The following is a 19,327-nucleotide window of genomic DNA, read 5'->3' as shown; positions in this document are numbered from 1 at the left end:
CCATGGACCTGGTCTTCCGCGCCCGCAGGGTCGTGACCCCGCAGGGTGAGATCGCGTGCGACGTCGGTGTCGCCGACGGCAGGATCGTCGCCGTCGAACCGCACATCGACTCGCCGAACGTCGTGCACCTCGCCGACGACGAGGTGCTGCTGCCAGGCCTGGTCGACACGCACGTGCACGTCAACGACCCGGGCCGCAGCGAGTGGGAGGGCTTCGAGACGGCGACCAGGGCCGCCGCCGCGGGTGGCGTCACGACGATCATCGACATGCCGCTCAACAGCATCCCGCCGACGGTCGAGGTGGCGGCGCTGGAGATCAAGCGCAAGGCCGCGGCGACCGTCTCGGTGGACGTCGGGTTCTGGGGCGGCATCATCCCCGGCAACCTCGCCGACCTGAAGCCGTTGCACGAGGCCGGCGTCTTCGGCTTCAAGTGCTTCCTGCTGCACTCGGGCGTGGACGAGTTCCCGGCGGTGACCACCGCGGACCTGGAAGTGGCGCTGCGGCAGTTGGCCACGCTCGACGCGTTGACGATCGTGCACGCCGAGGACGCGCACACGGTCCGTGACTCGGAGCCGGACTACGCGGGCTTCCTGGCGTCACGGCCGCGCGAGGCCGAGAACAAGGCGATCAGCGACGTCGTGGAGCTGACCCGCAAGACCGGTGCTCGCACGCACGTCCTGCACCTCTCGTCGTCGGACGCGCTCTCGATCCTGGAGGCCGCCAAGCGCGAGAGCCTGCGGATCAGTGCCGAGACCTGTCCGCACTACCTCACGTTCACCGCCGAGGAGATCCACGACGGGCAGACGGAGTTCAAGTGCTGCCCGCCGATCCGTGAGGCGGAGAACCGCGAGGCGTTGTGGCAGGGACTGCGCGACGGCGTGATCGACCTGGTCGTCAGCGACCACTCGCCGAGCACGGTGGAGCTGAAGGAAGGCGACTTCGCGACGGCGTGGGGTGGCATCGCGTCGTTGCAGCTCGGGCTGCCGGCGGTGTGGACGGGCGCACGGGAGCGCGGCTTCCAGCTCACCGACGTAGTCCGCTGGATGGCAACGCATCCGGCGCGCCAGGTCGGGCTGGAGACCAAGGGCGCCATCGAGGTCGGCAAGGACGCGGACCTCGTGGTGTTCGCACCGGACGAGACCTTCGTGGTGGACAAGAACAAGCTCCACCACCGCAACCCCGTGACGCCGTACCACGGCCGCACGCTGAACGGCGTCGTCAGGCAGACGTGGTTGCGGGGCAAGGAAATCAGTCAGACCCAGGGCAAGTTGCTACGCAGAGGAGAAGCATGACCGAGTGGACCCGGCTGCCCGATCTCGCCTCGCGCGCGGTCGGAGGTGGTGTGCTGTGGGCGAACGACGAGCTGTTCGCCGAGCGGGAGAACCTGATCAAGCCCGCCGAGCCGGTCTACCAGACCTACACCTTCGGTCACAAAGGCCAGGTCTACGACGGCTGGGAGACCCGCCGCCGGCGTGAGGCGGGCGTGGACCAGGCGGTGGTCCGGCTCGGCATGCCCGGCGTTGTGCGCGGGGTCGTCGTCGACACGGCGTTCTTCAAGGGCAACTACCCGCCGTTCTGCTGGGTCGAGGGCGCCCAGGTCGACGGCTACCCGTCCGGCGACGAGATCACCGAGTGGTTCCCGCTGGTCGAACGCACGGCGCTGAAGGGCGACGAGAAGCACTACTTCGACGTCACCGAGGGACGCCGCGTCACGCACGTACGGCTGACCATCGACCCTGACGGCGGTGTGGCCCGGTTGCGCGTGCACGGCGAACCGCTCGCCGACCCGCGTCTGCTCGTGGGTGGCATCGACCTGGCCGCGCTGGAGAACGGCGCGGTCGTCACCGGCTGCAGCAACATGTTCTACAGCTCGCCCAACAACCTCATCGCCCCTGGTCAGGCCACGGTCATGGGGGAGGGCTGGGAGACCGCGCGGCGGCGTGACGACGGCAACGACTGGGTGTCGCTCCGGCTCGCCGCACCCGGTGCCGTGCAGCTCGTGGAGCTCGACACCAGTCACTTCAAGGGCAACGCGCCGGGCTGGGCGTCCGTCCGCGGCTGCGACGAGCGCACGGATCCGGACACGTGGTTCGACCTGCTTCCGCGCACCCGGCTGCAGCCCGACACGCGGCACCGGTTCGTCGTGGAGGCGACCGAGGCGACGGCCGTGCGGCTCGACATCTATCCGGACGGCGGAATGGCACGCCTCCGAATCCTCGGCACTCCTACGAGTGACGGCCTATGGCATCTGCAGTCGATGTGGGCCAAAACGACTAACTGACTGTGGTTGTACGACCACGGTCTGATTCTTCTCCCTACCTAGGTCGGTTGTCTGCGTCACACGATCGGTGGAAGCGTTCCTCCCGCAAGTTCGGGGATCCAGGGAGGAATTCCATGCAACCGATGGTGCGCGCCTTTGGCGCCGCGATCGCCAGTTCTGCATTGGTTCTAGGCGCGAGTCAGGTCGCGATCGCGGCTCCGGAAGGGCAGCCGGAGTACCAGGTCGGCGCGATCGACTGGAAGCCGTGCGAGGAGAAGCCGACGGTCGACTGCGGCTTCCTCGAGTTGCCGATCGACTACAAGAAGCCGAACGGTGAGAAGTTCAAGCTGGCCGTGTCGCGCCTGAAGGCGGCCGACCCGTCCAAGCGCATCGGCGCGATGGTGATCAACCCCGGCGGACCGGGCGGGTCGGGCGTCGACTTCTCGATGTTCGCCGACGGGTACTTCAGCAAGGAGATCATCGACAAGTTCGACGTCATCGGGTTCGACCCGCGTGGTGTCGCGCGCAGTGCGCCGATCAAGTGCTCGGCGGAGCTGCTGCAGAAGACGCCGTCGAGCTACCCGAAGACCAAGGCCGAGTTCGACGCGCTGGTCACGTTCAACAAGGCGCTGCGCGAGGACTGCGCCAAGCAGAGCGGCGCGATCTTCAACTTCGCCTCGACCGCGGAGGTGGCGCAGGACATCGACTCCATCCGCCGCGCCCTGGGCGAGCAGAAGATCAACTACTACGGCATCTCCTACGGCACGATCATGGGCCAGCACTACGCGGAGAAGTTCGGCAAGAACATCCGCGCCATGATCATCGACTCCAACATGGACCACAGCCTCGGCACCAAGCAGTTCCTCGACTCCGAGGCGCGCACGGCCGAGGACTCGTTCAACGAGTGGATCAAGTGGAACGACCGCACGGCGACCTCGCCGTTCGCCGGCCAGGACCTCCGCAAGATCTGGAAGGACCTGCTGGCCAAGGCGGAGCGCGGTGAGGTGCCCGCGCCGTGGGACCCGACCGTAAAGATGACGCCGGAGGACCTCGGTGGCGGCGTGGTCAGCATGGCCTACGGGCCGAGCTGGCAGCGGTTCGCCGAGCAGATCAAGCAGATCATCGACGGCACGCAGGCGCCGAAGTCGGCCTTCTCGGCGTTCGCCGCTGACGAGACGTTCGACAACCCGTTCCCGGGCATCTTCTGCAACGACTACAACCTCCGCGTCAGCTCGTGGGGCGAGTACCAGTCGCTGGTGAAGTCGGAGTACCGGATCGCGCCGAACACGCGTGGCTCGTCGCTCGGCCACGGAGCCATGATGGGTTGCGTCGGGTTCCCGAAGGCCACGAACCCGCAGCGCACGCTGAAGATCAAGAACTCGCCGAAGATCCTGCTCACCAACGCCAAGCACGACCCGGCGACGGCGTACGAGTGGGCGGTCAACGCGCACCGTCAGACCCGTGACACCACCGTCTTCGTGACCTACGAAGGCTGGGGCCACGGCGTCTACGACCGCAGCGAGTGCACGCTGAAGATCAACAACGAGTACCTGGTGTCGCTCAAGCTGCCGCGCAACGGCACCTCGTGCGCCGCGGTCGAGCCGCCGGCCCAGTCGGTCATGTCCGTGAAGCCGCGGATCCCGTCCGGCCCGTTCTCGGTTCGCTAACGCTGGTCAATCACTATACCCCCGGTGTATACGCCGGGGGTATAGTCCTGCGCCATGGCTGGCCTGTGGTGGCCTCGCGGAAAGGGTGCGTGGGCGCGTTTCGCGTTCACGGCAGCCGGTGTGGCCGTTGGCGTCACGGTGTTGATGCTCTGTCTCGCGGCTCAGGGCGCGATGCAGGGGCGTTCCGACCATTCGGCGTGGCAGTACACCCGCGCGGACACGCCCGGTTCCGGCTCTGTGCAGTGGCTGGCCGTCACCGACTACTTCCACGGCGAGCAGATGCTGCGGATCCACGTCGCCGACGTCGGTCCCTCCGCGCCCTCGCCGGGCTTTCCGTTGCCGCGTCCAGGTGAAGTCGTTGCCTCACCGGCGATGCAACGCCTGTTCGAGTCCACTCCGGACGATCAACTCGATGATCGCTATCCGGGCGTGGTCGTCGGCACGATTCCCGTGGACCTGCTGGCCCATCCCGCGCAACTCGTCGCCGTGGTCGGCGGGCAGGTGCCCGGCATGTTCACCGCGTCCGGCATCGCCACCGAGCCCGACCACGCGTTCTTCGCGTTCACCCGGATCCTTCTCGGGATCGCGGCGTTGCTGCTGCTCGTGCCCGTCGCGGTGTTCGTGGCGATGGCGACCAGAATCGCCGCGGCCCAACGGGAACGCCGCCTGGCCGCGTTGAGGCTGGTCGGCGCCACCCGGTCGCAGACGGCGTTGATCGCGGCCGCCGAGACCGGGATCGCCGCTGTGGCGGGAACGTTCGCGGGTTGGGTCGCCTACGAAGTGCTGCGTCGGGTGTTCGCTTCCTCGATGACGTACGAGGGCTTCCCGTTCCACGCCGCTGATGTGCGCGCGCCGTTGGCCGTGCTGGTTCTCGTGCCGTTGCTCGCGGTCGTGGTGTCCGTGCTCTCGTTGCGCCGCGTCGACATCGGGCCGCTCGGGATCCTCCGGCGTGCCGCGTCGAAACCGCCGACCGCCGTGCGCGTGCTGCCGCTGGTGATCGGCCTCGGCGGGTTGTTCCTGGTCACGTACACCTCGTCGGCCGGCTTCGACGAGCTGGCGCCGTTGTTCATGATCGCGACCTTGGTCGGCGTGACGATCGTGGGGCCGTGGGTGTGCCTGCAGATCGGACGGCTGCTCGCGCACGCCTCCAGCGCTACCACGGTGCTGGCCGCGCGGCGGATCGAGCAGGACCCGAAGGCGTCGTTCCGGGCGGCGGGCGCCCTGGTGTTCGCGGCCTTCGCGGCGACCTACCTCAGCGGCCTGGTCAGCGCGTACGGCGACCTGCCCGGCACCGCCACCCCACCCGGCGTCGTGACCGTGTTCGACGGCCGCGACCGCCAGATCGTCAGCGACGGCACGGTGGACGACGAGGAACGCATCCGCACCCGCGAGGCCGTCGCCGCGCCACGGGCCATCATCAACACCCGCCGCGAGTTCGTGCTGCGCGAGCAACGGCTCTGGAACGACGTCGAGTCGGCCGTCCACTTCTCCCTCGTCGTCATCGTGGTGGTGGCGGGATGCGGTCTGGCCGCCGGCGCGGTGGGAGGCGTGCTCGAACGGCGGCGGTCGTTCGCGTTGCTGCGCGCGTCCGGCACGACGCTCGGTCAGTTGCGCAGGGTCGTGTTGCTGGAGACGGGCGTGCCGCTGGTGGCGATGACCGGGCTCGGCGTGGTGCTGGGCGTGCTCACGCTGGCCGCGACGAAGGGACCGTTGCCGACGCTCGGGTTCGCGGTGGTGGTCGCGTGCGGTCTGGTGGCGGCGTTGCTGATCGCCTCGACACCGCTGGCTCTGCTGGGGCGGAGCACCGGTGCGGAGTCGGTCCGCCGCGAATGAGAACCCGGAGTGGCCGGCGGGCTCGCCTCGCGCCGCCGCAATGCCCCGGAAGGGGAGCCTCCGACTACGGCTCGCGACTACGGCTCGTTATCACCTCGACGCGGTGAGGTGGCCGAATCGTGTCCGTGAACGCCGCGAAACGCGGACGTAACACGTCCAGGTCGACAGTTCACCTCCGCGAAACGTTGGGCGTGGGTGGGTGAAACAGGACATCTCGATGCTCCCTGCAACCGACGTGCAGTGGAGGTCGAAGTGGATACAGGGGACACCGCCTGGGTGCTCACCAGCGCCGCATTGGTGCTGCTGATGACGCCGGGCCTTGCCTTCTTCTACGGAGGCATGGTCCGTTCGAAGAGCGTGCTCAACATGATGATGATGAGCCTTGGCGCGATGGCCGTGGTCGGTGTCCTCTGGGTGCTGTTCGGGTACTCGACGGCATTCGGCGCGGACGTCGGCGGCGGCCTGGTGGGCAAGCCGTTCGAGTTCTTCGGCCTCGACGGGCTGCTGGGTGCCGACTCGTTGTTCGGCAAGATCCCGAGCACCGTGTTCGTGGCGTTCCAGGCGATGTTCGCGATCATCACGGTCGCGCTGATCTCCGGTGCGATCGCGGACCGCGCCCGCTTCGGCCCGTGGCTGCTGTTCGCGGGTCTGTGGGCGACGATCGTCTACTTCCCGGTCGCGCACTGGGTGTTCGACTTCGCCGACAAGGACAAGGACGGCAACGTCACCGACCCCGGTGGCTGGATCGCCAACAAGCTCCTCGCGATCGACTTCGCCGGTGGTACGGCGGTCCACATCAACGCCGGTGCCGCCGGCCTGGCGCTCGCGATCGTGCTCGGCAAGCGCGTCGGCTGGCCGAAGGAGCCGATGAAGCCGCACAGCCTGCCGCTGGTCGTGCTCGGCGCCGGTCTGCTGTGGTTCGGCTGGTTCGGGTTCAACGCCGGTTCGGCTCTCGGTGCGAACGGCACCGCCGGTGTCACGTTCATCAACACGCTCGTCGCCACCTGCGCGGCGATGCTCGGCTGGCTGCTCACGGAGCGCATCCGTGACGGCAAGGCCACCACGCTCGGTGCGGCGTCCGGTGTCATCGCCGGCCTGGTCGCGATCACGCCCGCCTGTTCGTCGGTCACCCCGGTCGGCGCCATCGCGATCGGTGCGATCACCGGTGTCCTCTGCGCCCTGGCCGTGTCGCTCAAGTACCGCTTCGGCTTCGACGACTCGCTCGACGTCGTCGGCGTGCACCTCGTCGGTGGTCTGTCCGGCACGATCCTGATCGGCCTGTTCGCCAGCGAGTCGGCCCCGGCCAAGGTCAACGGCCTGTTCTACGGCGGCGGCGTCGACCAGCTCTGGCGCCAGGCCGTCGGTGCCTTCGCGGTGCTCGGCTACTCCTTCGTCCTGAGCCTCGCGCTCGGCTACCTGGTGAAGTTCACCGTCGGCTTCCGCGCGTCGGAAGAGGCCGAGGTGGCGAGCATCGACGAGTCCGAGCACGCTGAGCGGGCGTACGAGTACGGCAGCCTCACCAGCGCGCGTGGTACCGGCAAGCCGAGCGTGGCCGCGGGCGCGACCGCGGTCCTCGAGGGGAGCAACAAGAAATGAAGCTGGTCACCGCGATCATCAAGCCGTTCACCCTGGACGACGTGAAGGGCGCCCTCGAACAGCTCGGGGTGCTGGGCATGACGGTCAGTGAAGTGCAGGGCTACGGCCGCCAGAAGGGCCACACCGAGGTCTACCGCGGTGCGGAGTACTCGGTGGACTTCGTGCCCAAGATCAAGATCGAGGTCGTCATCGACGACACGGCCGTCGAGAAGGTGCTGGAAGCGGTGGTCGAGGCCGCCCGCACCGGCAAGATCGGCGACGGCAAGGTGTGGGTCACTCCGGTCGAAACCGTTGTCCGTGTGCGCACGGGCGAACGTGGATCGGATGCGCTTTAACAACTAGGAGACGGCCCGTGGAGAACAACCAAACGGCCGTCGTCACGGCTGACGACCTGGTGCGAGCACGCGAAAGGCTGCTCGTGCCAGGTCGTCGTCGCTTGGCCGCCGAACCTTTGCGCGAAGCACTCGTGGACCTGCACGAGTTCTGGTTGACCAAACATGCGGGGGGAGCGGGGATATCCGGATCGGGTATCGCGCTCGTGGCGGTCGGCGGGCTGGGGCGGCGCGAGCTCGTGCCCTATTCCGACCTGGATCTGGTCCTGGTGCACAACGGCGTCAAGAACGTCGACGAGATAGCCGAAAAGCTTTGGTATCCACTGTGGAACTCCGGCATCGGACTCGACCACTCGGTCCGCACGGTCGGTGAAGCCCTGAGAGTCGCGGCAGGCGATCTGCGCACCGCGTTGGGGCTGCTGGACATCCGCCACATCGCGGGCGACCCCGAGGTCACCCAGAAGCTCGCCGAAGGCGCGAAGCAGGCGTGGCGCGGGAACGTGCGCAACCGGCTGGACGAGATCGCCGAGTCGTCGCAGAAGCGCTGGGGCCGCAGCGGCGAGATCGCCCACCGCGTCGAACCCGACCTCAAGCACGGCCGCGGCGGGTTGCGGGACGTCACGATCCTGGACGCGCTGTCGGTCGCGCAGGTGGTGGACAGACCGTCCGCCGACGTCGACGAAGCCCGCAAGCTGCTGCTGGACGTGCGCACCGAACTTCGCCGTGCCGCACGGAAACCTCGTGACGTGCTGCGGGCGCAGGACGGCGACGAGGTGGCCTCCGCACTCGGTCTGACCGACCGCTTCGCTTTGGCCCGTTCGCTTTCCTCCGCCGCACGGACGGTCGTCTACGCGTTCGACGTGGCGATGCGAACGGCCCGTGCGGCCGCCCCGAAACGGGGGCTCGGCGCGTTCCTGAGGGGACAGCCGCCGCGCAGGCCGTTGGACGAAGGCGTGGTGCTGCACGGGTCTGAGGTCTCGCTCGCCCGGGACGCGATTCCCAGCCGTGATCCCGCGTTGTTGCTTCGTGTCGCGACGGCGGCGGCACGCAGCAAGCACCCGATCGCGACAGGCACGTTGTCCCGGCTCGCGGACTCGGCGCCGGAGCTGCGCCAGCCGTGGCCCCGCGAGGCCCGTGAGGAGCTGCTGGCGTTGCTGGGCAGCGGCAGTGGACTCGTGGACGTCGTGGAAGCGTTGGACCGCACGGATCTGTGGGGCCGGCTGTTCCCCGAGTGGGGTGCGGTGCGGGACCTGCCGCCGCGCGACGCCGCGCACATGTGGACGGTCGACCGGCACCTGGTGCAGACCGTCGCCCACGCGGCCAGGTTGGTGACCACCGTGTCGCGGCCCGACCTGTTGCTGCTGGGCGCGTTGATCCACGACATCGGCAAGGGCCGGCAGCAGGACCACTCCGAGGTCGGGGCCGCGCTGGCGACCCAGATCGGCGAACGGATCGGGCTGTGGCCGCAGGACGTCGAGACGTTGTCGATGATGGTGCGGCACCACCTGCTGTTGCCGCACACCGCGACCCGGCGGGACGTCGAGGACGAGGCGACCGTGCACCGCGTGGTGGAGACGCTCAACGGTGACGCGGTCCTGCTGGAACTGCTGTACGCGCTGGCGGAGTCGGACTCCATCGCGACCGGGCCCGGCGTGTGGACGGACTGGAAGGCCGCGCTGATGGCCGACCTGGTCTCCCGCTGCCGCAAGGCGATGGCGGGAGAGCCGTTGCCCAAACCGGAACCGCTCGACCCGGTGCACGTGGCGATGGCGGAACGCGTTGCGGCGTCGGGAAAGCCGGACGTGCTGCTGGAGAAGCAGGACCACGCGGCGCTCGTGACGGTGATCGCGCCGGACCGTCCTGGACTGCTGTCCAAGGCCGCCGGGGTGCTCGCGTTGAACTCGCTGGAGGTGCACGCGGCGACGTTGCACTCGCACGGCGGCGCGACGGTGGACGCGTTCACGGTGTCGCCGCGGTTCGGTTCGCTGCCGGACGCGACGCTGCTGCGGGAACAGCTCTCCAGGGCGATCGACGGCTCGCTTCCGCTGGCAGACAAGCTCGCCGCGAAGGAACGCGACTACGGCGGCCCGCCGCTCGACCCGCCGCCCTCGAAGGTGCTGTGGTTCGACGACGAGGCGACCGGCGCGGTGGTGCTGGAACTGCGGGCCGCGGACCGGATCGGGTTGCTGCACCGCGTGGCCGGGGCGCTGGAGCAGTGCGGTGCCGACGTGCAGTGGGCGCGCGTGTCCACGTTGGGCGCGACGGTCGTCGACTCGTTCAGCATCGCGGGCTCCGACCTCGACCGGCGCCGGATCGAACGGGCGGTGCTGGACGCGGCCAGGTAGAGGTTGAGTAGCTCTACGCACAACCTCTCCGGGTGCTCACGCTCCTGCGCGGTTCCGAAACACGGCAGTGTTCGTGGTGTCCGGAAAGCGTCCTCGAGGGGTGGATCGCTTCCCGGACGGGCAGAGGGTGGTGGTGACGAGTGACGGCGCCGGGGGAGGTACCGCGCACTCGCACCACCGCCGCTGTTTCCCGGTTCTGACAACGAGACAGCTTCCTGGACAACCTTCGCGGCGTCCGGGCAGTGTCAGGTTCTCGTTGTTCTGACTGGGGAGGAAGAACTTTGAGAACCGCCATGGTGGCCGCCGTCGTCGCGGCCCTGATCGTTCCCGCCACCGCTCAAGCGGCTCCACTGGCCGTGGAGGACCTCGGCACGTTGCCGGGTGATCTCCGGAGCACGGCGATCGACATCAACGACTCCGGCTCGATCGCCGGCGTCTCCTACGGCACAGGCACCTCGCAGCACGCCGTGCGCTGGGACCGGTTCGACGGGATCAGGAAGCTCGCGGACCTCGGATTCGACTCGCAGGCCACCGCCATCAACCGAGACGGCGTGGTCACCGGCTACGCCGTGAACTCGGCAGGCCAGGCGCAGGCGGTGAAGTGGAACCCTTCCGGCGCACTGGTGCAGCTGGCGGTGGCGGGTGCGACGAGCTCCGTCGCGTTCGACGTCAACGACGCCGGCACCGTCGCGGGGGCCGCCACGATCAACGGTGTGAGCCAGGCGGTCCTGTGGGACTCCATCGGTGACGCCAGGATCCTGGGCGCGGGCAGCGCGCACCACGTGACCGACGCGGGCTGGGCGGTCGGGTCCACCGGCAGCGATGTGGTGCGGTGGAACGCGTCCGGCGTGCGGACCGTGCTCGACAGCGGCACGTTGCTCGCGGTCAACCAGCTCGCGGACGCGGGCGGCACCGTGGGCACCAACGGCGTGCTCTGGTTGCGCAACAACACCCGCACCCAACTGGGCGCAGGCGCGCGGCCGTTCGACATCAACGACAACGGGTTCGCGGTCGGCGAGCTTTCGTCGCAGGCGATCCGGTGGGATCTCTTCGGTGGCGGCAGTGCCGTGCTGGCGCCCGCACCTTCGAGCGCCGCCGAGGTGAACAACTCCGGTGTCGTCGCGGGCACCGTGGGCACCTCGGCCGCGACCTGGAACATGGCGGGCACGCAGACGTTGCTGCCAGGGCTGCCGAGTGCCGCACGTCACTCCGTGAGCGGGCTGAGCGAGGTCGGGCAGGTCATCGGCGTCGCGAACTTCGCCAACGGCACCTATCGCGCCGTCGTCTGGCGCTGAACCCCCGTGCATTTCGGCCGAAATCGGACCAAACTGAACGAGAAGGATGGTCAAGACGTCTTCTAGGACATGACCGCCGTGTTGAACACGCAAGCCGCAGTCGTCCGGGTGCGCAAGCGCTCGCTCGTGGTCCTCGCCGGGATTCCCGGCGCGGGCAAGACGACGCTGCTCACCCGCCTCGACGCGGACGAGCCGGTCACCGTGCTCGACTCCGACCAGGTGCGCATGTGGCTCGAACCACGCGTACCCCTGCCGTACAAGTACTGGCGCGTCTTCGTGCACCTCACGCACCGGTTGCGCGTGTTCTGGTCGGCGCTGTTCTGCGCGGGCCTGCTGGTGGTGCACGAGCCGTCCACCAGGCCCGGCACGCGTTTCATGCTGGTGCTCGCCGGACTGCTGTCGGGGCGTTCCCGCCACTTCCTGTGGCTGGACGCCTCGGCGGCGCAGGCCCTGGACGGCCAGATCGCCCGCAAGCGCGTCGTCCGCACTCACGCTTTCGAGCGACACGTCCGCCGCGGCTCGTCGATGCGTGCGCAGTTCGAGGCGGGTTGGGTGCCGTTCGGATTCAGCGGCGTGACGCTCCTCACCCGTGCGGGGACCTCGGGTGGTCTGCGCATCATGGTGTCGTGATCAAGGCTGTCCTCTTCGACTTCGCAGGCACCCTCTTCGGGCGCCCGACCTACCAATGGCTCTCGCCGCGGCACCTCACCGTGCTGCGCGCCCCGGCGCCGTTCGTGGCGCGAATGAACGCCGCCGAGCGCGCGGTGTGGGACGCCCGCGACCTCACCGCGCTCGCCAACCGCTCCGCCCACTGGACCCTGTTCCGGCTCGCGGGCCTCACGATGACCGACGAGTTGTTCCAGCGCCTGCACAACCCGGCGTTCTGGCTGCCCTACACCGACACGGCCGCGGCACTGAACCTGGTGAAGCCGCTGAAGGTCGGAGTCCTGAGCAACATCTCGTGGGACATCCGCCGCGTGTTCGAGCGCGAGTCGCTGTCCGTGGACGCCTTCGCGTTGTCCTACGAGATCGGTGTGTCGAAGCCGTCCGCACGGGCCTTCGACGCCGCCTGCGTCCGGCTCGACGTCGAGCCGTCCGAGTGCCTGTACGTCGGCGACGACCCGGTGGCGGATGGAGCAGCGGTGTCGGCCGGGCTGCGGTTCGCGCAGATCTCGACTGCTCCGGTCGGACGTCGTGAGCCGGTGCTCCTGGACGCCCTGGCGAGCCACGGGATCGGGTGAACGTTCGGTTAGCTAGTCTGGAAGGCGTGTTCTCCACGCTTTCCGACCGGCTGACCACGGTTCTCCAGGGCCTTCGCGGCAAGGGCCGGCTCAGCGACGCCGACATCGACGCGACCGCCCGCGAGATCAGGGTCGCCCTGCTCGAGGCCGACGTCGCGCTGCCCGTTGTGCGCAACTTCATCGCGAAGGTGAAGGAACGTGCCAAGGGCGCCGAGGTCCACCAGGCGCTGAACCCGGCGCAGCAGGTCGTGAAGATCGTCAACGAGGAGCTCGTCAACGTCCTCGGTGGCGAGACGCGGCGGCTGAACCTCGCGAAGAACCCTCCGTCGGTGATCATGCTGGCGGGTCTGCAGGGTGCCGGTAAGACGACGCTCGCGGGCAAGCTGGCCAAGTGGCTGAAAGGCCAGGGCCACACCCCGCTGCTCGTCGCCGCCGACCTGCAGCGCCCGAACGCCGTGACGCAGCTCCAGGTCGTCGGTGAGCGCGCGGGCGTGCCCGTCTTCGCTCCCGAGCCCGGCAACGGCGTCGGCAACCCCGTCGAGGTCTCGCGCCTCGGCATCGCGGAGGCCAAGGCCAGGCAGCACGACATCGTTCTCGTCGACACGGCCGGCCGGCTCGGCGTCGACGAGGAGATGATGCAGCAGGCCATCGACATCCGGGCCGCGGTCAACCCCGACGAGATCCTGTTCGTGGTCGACGCGATGGTCGGTCAGGACGCGATCAACACCGCCACGGCGTTCCGCGACGGTGTCGGCTTCACCGGTGTCGTGCTCACCAAGCTCGACGGCGACGCCCGCGGTGGTGCCGCGCTGTCGGTCCGCGAGGTCACCGGTCAGCCGATCCTCTTCGCGTCCAACGGCGAGAAGCTCGAGGACTTCGACGTCTTCCACCCGGACCGGATGGCGTCGCGCATCCTCGGCATGGGTGACGTCCTCACCCTGATCGAGCAGGCCGAGCAGCACTTCGACCAGGACCAGGCCGAGAAGGCCGCGGCGAAGCTGCACTCCGGCCAGCTGACGCTCGAGGACTTCCTGGAGCAGATGCTCGCGATCCGCAAGATGGGCCCGATCGCGAACCTGCTCGGCATGCTGCCCGGCGCCGGGCAGATGAAGGACCAGCTCGGCATGCTGGACGAGAAGCACCTCGACCGCATCCAGGCGATCATCCGCGGCATGACCCCGGCCGAGCGCGACGACCCCAAGCTGATCAACGGGTCCCGCCGGCTGCGCATCGCGAACGGCTCGGGCGTCAAGGTCAGCGACGTCAACGACCTGGTCAACCGCTTCTTCGAGGCCCGCAAGATGATGGCGTCGATGGCCGGCCGGATGGGCTTCGGCGGCGGTGGCGGCAGCAAGACCCGCAAGGGCAAGAAGGGGAAGAAGGGCAAGGGCGGACGCGGCCCGACGCCTCCCAAGATCAAGGGCGGCTTCCCGCCCGGGATGTTCCCCGGCGGCATGCCCGGCATGCCCCCCGGCGGGATTCCGGGCATGCCTCCCGGCGGCGGCCTGCCGAACCTGGGCGGCCTGAACGAGCTTCCCCCCGGCTTCGACCCGTCGAAGTTCAAGTTCGACGGGGACGACAAGAAGAAGTGACCATGCACCTGCGCGGCGTCGTCCTGCCGGACGGCGAGCCGCGAGACCTGTGGGTCGTCAACGGCCGCGTCCGCACCCAGCCGGTGCCGAACGCGCAGACCGTCGTCGACGGCGGGTTCCTGGTTCCCGGCCTGGTCGACGCGCACTGCCACGTCGGCCTGGGCCCGCAGGGCGGCGTCGAGTTGTCCGAGGCCGTCGAGCAGGCGCTCACGGACCGCGCCGCGGGCACGTTGCTGATCCGCGACTGCGGCTCGCCGATCGACACGACGCCGTTGCAGGAGCGCCTCGACCTGCCGCGGATCATCCGGTCCGGCCGGCACATCGCCCGCCCGAAGCGCTACATCCCGTACATCGGCGTGGAGATCGAGTCGGATCTCGCGTCGGCCGTGGCCGAGCAGGTCGCGAACGGCGACGGCTGGGTCAAACTCGTCGGCGACTGGATCGACCGCGGCGAGGGCGATCTGGCTCCACTGTGGACGGACGAGGAGCTGGCGCAGGCCATCAAGGTCGCCCACGCCGCCGGTGCGCGAGTGACGGCGCACGTCTTCGGTGAGGACGCGCTGCCGGGTCTGATCAACGCGGGCATCGACTGCATCGAGCACGGCACCGGCCTGGCCGACGACACGATCTCGTTGATGGCCGAGCACGGCACCGCGCTGGTGCCGACGCTGATCAACATCGAGACGTTCCCCGGCATCGCGGACAAGGCCGGCAAGTACCCGAAGTACGCGAACCACATGCGTGACCTGCACGCACGCGTCTCGACCACCGTGGCGTCCGCGATCGAGGCGGGCGTCAAGGTCTACGCGGGCACCGACGCGGGCGGTGGCATCCAGCACGGCCGCATCGTCGACGAGATCGTCGCGCTGCACGGCGTGGGGATGAGCGCTCTGGACGCCATCGGCGCCGCGTCGTGGGGTGCCCGCGAGTGGCTCGGCTTCCCGTCGCTGACCGAGGGCGCGGCCGCGGACATCGTCGTCTACGACGAGGACCCGCGGGAGAATCTGGAGACTCTCCGGACGCCGCGCATGATCATGCTCAGGGGCCGGATCCACTAGTCCTTGAACTGGGCCATCGCACCAATCTGGTACGAGCCGCCCTTCTGGTGCGTGATGACGGCCATCCGGTTGGCGGCGTTGATCAGCCCGAGCAGGCAGACCAGCGCCGCGACCTGTTCGTCGTCGAAGTGCTTGCGCACGTTGTCCCAGGTCTCGTCGCTCACGCCGTCACGGGTGAGCACGGTGCCCTCCTCGGTGAACGCCAGCGCGGCCTGCTCGGCCTCGGTGAACACCGTGGTCTCGCGCCAGCCGGCCACCAGGTGCAGCCGCAGCGGGTCCTCGCCCGCCGCGATGGCCTCCTTGACGTGCATGTCGAGGCAGAAGCCGCAGCCGTTCAACTGGCTCGCCCGCAGGCTGACCAGTTCCGCCGTGATCGCGGGCAGCGACGTCTGGTGCACGGCCTGGCCGAGGCCCGCGAACCGCTTCGCGAGCTTGCTGCCGGTCTCGGTGCCGAAGAGGTCGAAGCGCGGTTCCATGATCTTTTCCTCCCTCGTGGACTTGCTTGACGACCACGAGATGCCGGTGCCCCGGTCCGTGTGACTGTGATCCAGCCCACTGTCACAAACCGCCGCCGGCTGGTGTCTTGTGTCCATGGACGCCGCCACCGACACGTTCGTCAGCCACCGCAACCTGCTCTTCACGATCGCCTACGAGATGCTCGGCTCGGCCGCCGACGCCGAGGACGTGCTGCAGGAGACGTGGCTGAAGTGGTCGGGCGTGGACCACGGCGTCGTCGAGAACCAGCGCGCCTACCTGGTCCGGATCGTTACCCGCCAGGCCCTCGGCCGGCTGCGCACCCTGGGGCGCCGCAAGGAGTCCTACGTCGGCTCCTGGCTGCCGGAGCCGTTGCTGACAGCCCCGGACGTCGCCGAGGACGTCGAACTGGCCGACAGCGTCTCGATGGCCGTGATGCTGGTGCTCGAGACCCTCACCCCGACCGAACGGGCGGTCTTCGTCCTGCGCGAGGTCTTCGACCTGGACTACGACGAGATCGCCGCCGCCGTCGACAAGAACCCGGCCGCCGTCCGCCAGATCGCCCACCGGGCCCGTTCGCACGTGGCCGCCCGCCGCCCGCGCGAGGTCGTGACCCAGTCGCAGTCCCGCGAGGCGCTGGCGGCGTTCCAGCGCGCCACCGAAACGGGTGATCTCCAGGCCCTGCTGGACCTGCTGGCCCCGGACGTCGTGTTCCTCGGCGACGGCGGCGGCGTGAAGCAGGCAGTCCCGCGGCCCGTCGTGGGTGCCTCGAAGGTGGCGCGGATGTTGCTCGGCGGCCTGCTGAAGGTCACCGGATGGACGATGGAGCCTGCCCAGGCCAACGGTTATCCGGCGCTGATCGTGCGGTTCGACGGCGAACTCGACACGGTGATCGCGGTGCGCGTGGAGGACGGCCGGATCAGCGGCCTGTACGCGGTGCGCAACCCGGCCAAGCTCTCGCACATGGAGCAGGAGACGACCCTGAAGCGCTGATGATCAGCGGCGCGGGGGTTTAGTAGCAGCGTTTGTACGCCGATCCACTCACCAGGAGTGGGACATCCGGCGGGACTCGATCTGACCATCTTTTGGCCAGGTGCTTGGCCCCGTTCGTGTCGGTGCCGCACAGTAGCCTCGGATTCGGGGGCGGCAGCGTCCCCCGAGGGGGCTCGCGGTCCCCACTCCAAGCGTATCGCGAGGCACCGACAGCGCATCGGTGCTTCAGAAGCCGTCGATCGCGAGGTGGGCTGATCATGAGTGTGCCAGTGCCTGCTGTTCGTCCGCTGGTAGCCGCCGCGTGACTAGATTGCAGAGCGTGAGTGAAGCGGAATCCCTGAAGCCGAAGCGCGGCTTCATCGAGAGCGTGCGGGACATCAGCCGCAACCCGGAGCCCGAGCGGGTCGGCCAGCGCTGGGGGTTCGGCGCGTTCCTGCTGGTGGAAGCCGTTTTCATCCTGAGTGCCGTGTTCATCACGGCGATCGCCAAGCAGTTCGGCGTGAACCTGCTGCAGTCGGTGCCGCTGGTGCTGGTCGGCTCGATCGTGCCGACGATTCTCGCGGCCGGCACCGCCATCGTGATCACGTACGTCCGCGGCAACGGCCCGAAGATCGATCTGCGTCTGAGCATGACCAAAGAGGACCTGGCCATCGGCCTGAAGCTCGGCATCCTCGGCCTCGTCCTCACCTACTCCGCCGCGACGATCTGGGCGAAGGTCGTCGGCGAGGAGAACGCCACGAGCGCGGTCGGCGACCTGCTGTCCGGCTCGAACCTGCCGCTCTCCGCGGCGATCACGATGTTCCTCTACGTCAGCCTCATCGGGCCGGTCTGCGAGGAGATCATCTACCGCGGCCTGCTGTGGGGCGCCGTCGAACGTCAGGGCTGGAGCCGCTGGGCCGCGTTCGGGCTCACCACGGTGATCTTCGCGATCGGTCACTTCGAGCCGCTGCGCACGTCGTTGCTGCTGGTGATCGCCATCCCGATCGGCATAGCCCGGCTGCTCACCCGCAGGCTCGGGGCGAGCATCGTGGCGCACGTGATGAACAACTTCCTGCCAGGACTCACGCTCCTGCTCGTCTCCGCCGGAGTCATGTGATGGACCTGAACAGCGATCTCGGCGAGGGCTTCGGCATCTGGAAGCTCGGCGACGACAACGCGTTGCTGGGCGTCATCACCAGCGCGAACGTCGCGTGCGGCTTCCACGCCGGTGATCCGTCCACGATGCGCAAGGTGTGCGAGGAAGCCGCCAAGAACGGTGTGAAGGTCGGCGCCCAGGTCAGTTATCGCGACCTGGCGGGCTTCGGGCGCCGGTTCATCGACGTCGACCCCGCCGAACTGGCCGACGAGGTGCTGTACCAGATCGGTGCGCTCGACGCGTGTGCGCGAGCAGCAGGCACCGAGGTCGCGTACGTGAAGCCGCACGGCGCGCTTTACAACGCGACGGTGCACCACGAGAAGCAGGCCAAAGCCGTGGTCGACGGCGTCAGGGCGTTCAAGGACCTGCCGATCCTCGGCCTGCCGTTCTCCCACCTCCTGCACTGGGCGGAAGCCGCCGGTCTGCGCGCCGTGCAGGAGGCGTTCGCCGACCGCGGTTACCTGCCGGACGGCACCCTCGTGCCGCGTGGGCAGTCGAACGCTCTGCTCACCGACACGAAACAGGTCGTCGAACGCGCTGTGCGACTCCTCTCGGGAGAGTTGGTCGCCGTCGACGGAGCGGTCATCAAGGTCCAGGCCGAGTCGTTGTGCGTGCACGGCGACACGCCAGGAGCGGTCGCGCACGCGCGTGCCGTGCGGGAAGCGCTCGGCACCGTCCAGCCGTTCGCGTAGGACCCGATTCGGATCCACCGTTCCCCATCTGGCAGAATTGCTCGCTGTCCGTCGTGGCCGGCCCCTCTGCCCGGGCCACGGCTGTGCGAATCATCAACACAGAGCTTTCGAGGAGTACCAGGCCCATGGCCGTCAAGATCAAGCTTCAGCGTCTCGGCAAGATCCGCCAGCCGTACTACCGCATCGTGGTCGCCGACGCGCGCACCCGTCGCGACGGCAAGGCCATCGAGACGATCGGCAAGTACCACCCCAAGGAAGAGCCGTCGTTCATCGCGGTCGACTCCGAGCGCGCGCAGTACTGGCTGGGTGTCGGCGCGCAGCCGACCGAGTCGGTCCAGCGCCTGCTGGAGATCACCGGTGACTGGCAGAAGTTCAAGGGCCTGCCGGGCACCGAGGGCACGCTGCGCGTCAAGGAGCCGAAGACCCCGAAGGCCGAGCTCTTCGCCGCCGCGCTCGCGGCCGCCAACGAGGAGCCGATGACCGACGCCACCACGCCGAAGGCGAAGAAGGCCAAGAAGGCCGACGACGCCCCCAAGGCTGAGGCCGAGGCGCCCAAGGACGAGGCGTGAGTTTGTTGGCTGACGCCCTCGAACACCTCGTTCGCGGCATCGTCGACCACCCGGACGACGTCCGGGTGAACCTCGTCACGACCCGCCGCGGCCGCACCCTCGAGGTCCACGTCCACCCGGACGACCTCGGCAAGGTGATCGGTCGTGGCGGTCGCACCGCGACGGCTCTGCGCACCGTGATGGCCGGTATCGGTGGTCGTGGTGTCCGGGTCGACGTCGTCGACACCGACCGCTGAACGAAGCTG

Annotated in this window: 18 protein-coding genes; 17 read left to right on the top strand and 1 reads right to left on the bottom strand. The window is 68.8% G+C overall.

What is annotated here, in order from left to right; all coding sequences use genetic code 11:
- The first annotated feature begins 2 nt into the window (after positions 1-2).
- From allB to ACH413_RS47085, 12 genes are all read left to right on the top strand, one after another.
- Positions 3-1,292, top strand: a complete 1,290-nt coding sequence (gene allB, locus ACH413_RS47140; RefSeq protein WP_360047384.1) for an allantoinase AllB — start codon at positions 3-5, stop codon at positions 1,290-1,292.
- Entirely contained in the window at positions 1,289-2,281 is a 993-nt protein-coding gene (gene alc, locus ACH413_RS47135) for an allantoicase (protein ID WP_360047383.1), read from the top strand. Before allB ends, alc begins: the two co-directional genes overlap by 4 nt.
- Before the next feature lie 122 nt (positions 2,282-2,403).
- On the top strand, positions 2,404-3,927 hold the full coding sequence (locus ACH413_RS47130) for an alpha/beta fold hydrolase (RefSeq protein WP_360047382.1): 1,524 nt from the start codon (positions 2,404-2,406) through the stop codon (positions 3,925-3,927).
- A 54-nt stretch (positions 3,928-3,981) separates the two neighbouring features.
- Complete coding sequence (locus ACH413_RS47125; protein ID WP_360047381.1) at positions 3,982-5,760, top strand: FtsX-like permease family protein; 1,779 nt, start codon at positions 3,982-3,984, stop codon at positions 5,758-5,760.
- A 252-nt stretch (positions 5,761-6,012) separates the two neighbouring features.
- A complete protein-coding gene (locus ACH413_RS47120; RefSeq protein WP_360047380.1) occupies positions 6,013-7,356 on the top strand; it encodes an ammonium transporter in 1,344 nt (447 codons plus the stop codon).
- A complete protein-coding gene (locus ACH413_RS47115; RefSeq protein WP_030479675.1) occupies positions 7,353-7,691 on the top strand; it encodes a P-II family nitrogen regulator in 339 nt (112 codons plus the stop codon). Before ACH413_RS47120 ends, ACH413_RS47115 begins: the two co-directional genes overlap by 4 nt.
- A gap of 17 nt (positions 7,692-7,708) precedes the next feature.
- Entirely contained in the window at positions 7,709-10,033 is a 2,325-nt protein-coding gene (locus ACH413_RS47110) for a [protein-PII] uridylyltransferase (RefSeq protein ID WP_360047379.1), read from the top strand.
- 281 nt (positions 10,034-10,314) lie between these two features.
- The gene (locus ACH413_RS47105; protein ID WP_360047378.1) at positions 10,315-11,328 is read left to right on the top strand and encodes a hypothetical protein; all 1,014 of its coding nucleotides are present in this window, start codon (positions 10,315-10,317) and stop codon (positions 11,326-11,328) included.
- 69 nt (positions 11,329-11,397) lie between these two features.
- On the top strand, positions 11,398-11,958 hold the full coding sequence (locus ACH413_RS47100) for an AAA family ATPase (RefSeq protein WP_360047377.1): 561 nt from the start codon (positions 11,398-11,400) through the stop codon (positions 11,956-11,958).
- Positions 11,955-12,569 carry an HAD family hydrolase gene (locus tag ACH413_RS47095; RefSeq protein WP_360047376.1) on the top strand — a complete coding sequence of 205 codons (615 nt, stop codon included), beginning with the start codon at positions 11,955-11,957 and terminating at the stop codon, positions 12,567-12,569. Before ACH413_RS47100 ends, ACH413_RS47095 begins: the two co-directional genes overlap by 4 nt.
- 26 nt (positions 12,570-12,595) lie before the next feature.
- Positions 12,596-14,161: a signal recognition particle protein gene (gene ffh, locus ACH413_RS47090; protein ID WP_360047375.1), complete on the top strand. Its 1,566-nt coding sequence runs from the start codon at positions 12,596-12,598 to the stop codon at positions 14,159-14,161.
- A 2-nt stretch (positions 14,162-14,163) separates the two neighbouring features.
- Complete coding sequence (locus ACH413_RS47085) at positions 14,164-15,219, top strand: amidohydrolase family protein (RefSeq protein WP_360047374.1); 1,056 nt, start codon at positions 14,164-14,166, stop codon at positions 15,217-15,219.
- Here the strand turns inward: ACH413_RS47085 and ACH413_RS47080 are convergent.
- Positions 15,216-15,695, bottom strand: coding sequence for a carboxymuconolactone decarboxylase family protein (locus ACH413_RS47080; protein ID WP_360047373.1), 480 nt, complete (start codon positions 15,693-15,695; stop codon positions 15,216-15,218). The genes ACH413_RS47085 and ACH413_RS47080 overlap by 4 nt on opposite strands.
- A 115-nt stretch (positions 15,696-15,810) precedes the next feature.
- Between ACH413_RS47080 and ACH413_RS47075 the strand changes: the two genes are divergently transcribed.
- From ACH413_RS47075 to ACH413_RS47055, 5 genes are all read left to right on the top strand, one after another.
- Entirely contained in the window at positions 15,811-16,686 is an 876-nt protein-coding gene (locus ACH413_RS47075) for an RNA polymerase sigma-70 factor (RefSeq protein WP_360047372.1), read from the top strand.
- A 319-nt stretch (positions 16,687-17,005) separates the two neighbouring features.
- The gene (locus ACH413_RS47070) at positions 17,006-17,782 is read left to right on the top strand and encodes a type II CAAX endopeptidase family protein (RefSeq protein WP_360047371.1); all 777 of its coding nucleotides are present in this window, start codon (positions 17,006-17,008) and stop codon (positions 17,780-17,782) included.
- Positions 17,782-18,513, top strand: a complete 732-nt coding sequence (locus ACH413_RS47065) for a 5-oxoprolinase subunit PxpA (RefSeq protein WP_360047370.1) — start codon at positions 17,782-17,784, stop codon at positions 18,511-18,513. Before ACH413_RS47070 ends, ACH413_RS47065 begins: the two co-directional genes overlap by 1 nt.
- A gap of 125 nt (positions 18,514-18,638) precedes the next feature.
- The gene (rpsP, locus tag ACH413_RS47060; protein ID WP_319977560.1) at positions 18,639-19,082 is read left to right on the top strand and encodes a 30S ribosomal protein S16; all 444 of its coding nucleotides are present in this window, start codon (positions 18,639-18,641) and stop codon (positions 19,080-19,082) included.
- Positions 19,079-19,318 carry an RNA-binding protein gene (locus tag ACH413_RS47055; protein WP_030468017.1) on the top strand — a complete coding sequence of 80 codons (240 nt, stop codon included), beginning with the start codon at positions 19,079-19,081 and terminating at the stop codon, positions 19,316-19,318. Before rpsP ends, ACH413_RS47055 begins: the two co-directional genes overlap by 4 nt.
- Positions 19,319-19,327 lie beyond the last annotated feature (9 nt).

Origin of the sequence: Lentzea sp. NPDC020367 (assembly GCF_044387305.1) — a bacterium.
In the GTDB taxonomy this organism is placed as follows: Bacteria; Actinomycetota; Actinomycetes; order Mycobacteriales; family Pseudonocardiaceae; genus Lentzea.
Note: the sequence above shows the minus strand (reverse complement) of the source record. Positions and strands in the feature narration are given on the sequence as shown.

Coding starts and splice junctions, on each gene's coding strand:
- allB (WP_360047384.1), top strand. CDS start 3: ATGGACCTGGTCTTCCGCGCCCGCAGGGTCGTGACCCCGCAGGGTGAG.
- alc (WP_360047383.1), top strand. CDS start 1,289: ATGACCGAGTGGACCCGGCTGCCCGATCTCGCCTCGCGCGCGGTCGGA.
- ACH413_RS47130 (WP_360047382.1), top strand. CDS start 2,404: ATGGTGCGCGCCTTTGGCGCCGCGATCGCCAGTTCTGCATTGGTTCTA.
- ACH413_RS47125 (WP_360047381.1), top strand. CDS start 3,982: ATGGCTGGCCTGTGGTGGCCTCGCGGAAAGGGTGCGTGGGCGCGTTTC.
- ACH413_RS47115 (WP_030479675.1), top strand. CDS start 7,353: ATGAAGCTGGTCACCGCGATCATCAAGCCGTTCACCCTGGACGACGTG.
- ACH413_RS47100 (WP_360047377.1), top strand. CDS start 11,398: ATGACCGCCGTGTTGAACACGCAAGCCGCAGTCGTCCGGGTGCGCAAG.
- ACH413_RS47085 (WP_360047374.1), top strand. CDS start 14,164: ATGCACCTGCGCGGCGTCGTCCTGCCGGACGGCGAGCCGCGAGACCTG.
- ACH413_RS47080 (WP_360047373.1), bottom strand. CDS start 15,695: ATGGAACCGCGCTTCGACCTCTTCGGCACCGAGACCGGCAGCAAGCTC.
- ACH413_RS47075 (WP_360047372.1), top strand. CDS start 15,811: ATGGACGCCGCCACCGACACGTTCGTCAGCCACCGCAACCTGCTCTTC.
- ACH413_RS47065 (WP_360047370.1), top strand. CDS start 17,782: ATGGACCTGAACAGCGATCTCGGCGAGGGCTTCGGCATCTGGAAGCTC.
- rpsP (WP_319977560.1), top strand. CDS start 18,639: ATGGCCGTCAAGATCAAGCTTCAGCGTCTCGGCAAGATCCGCCAGCCG.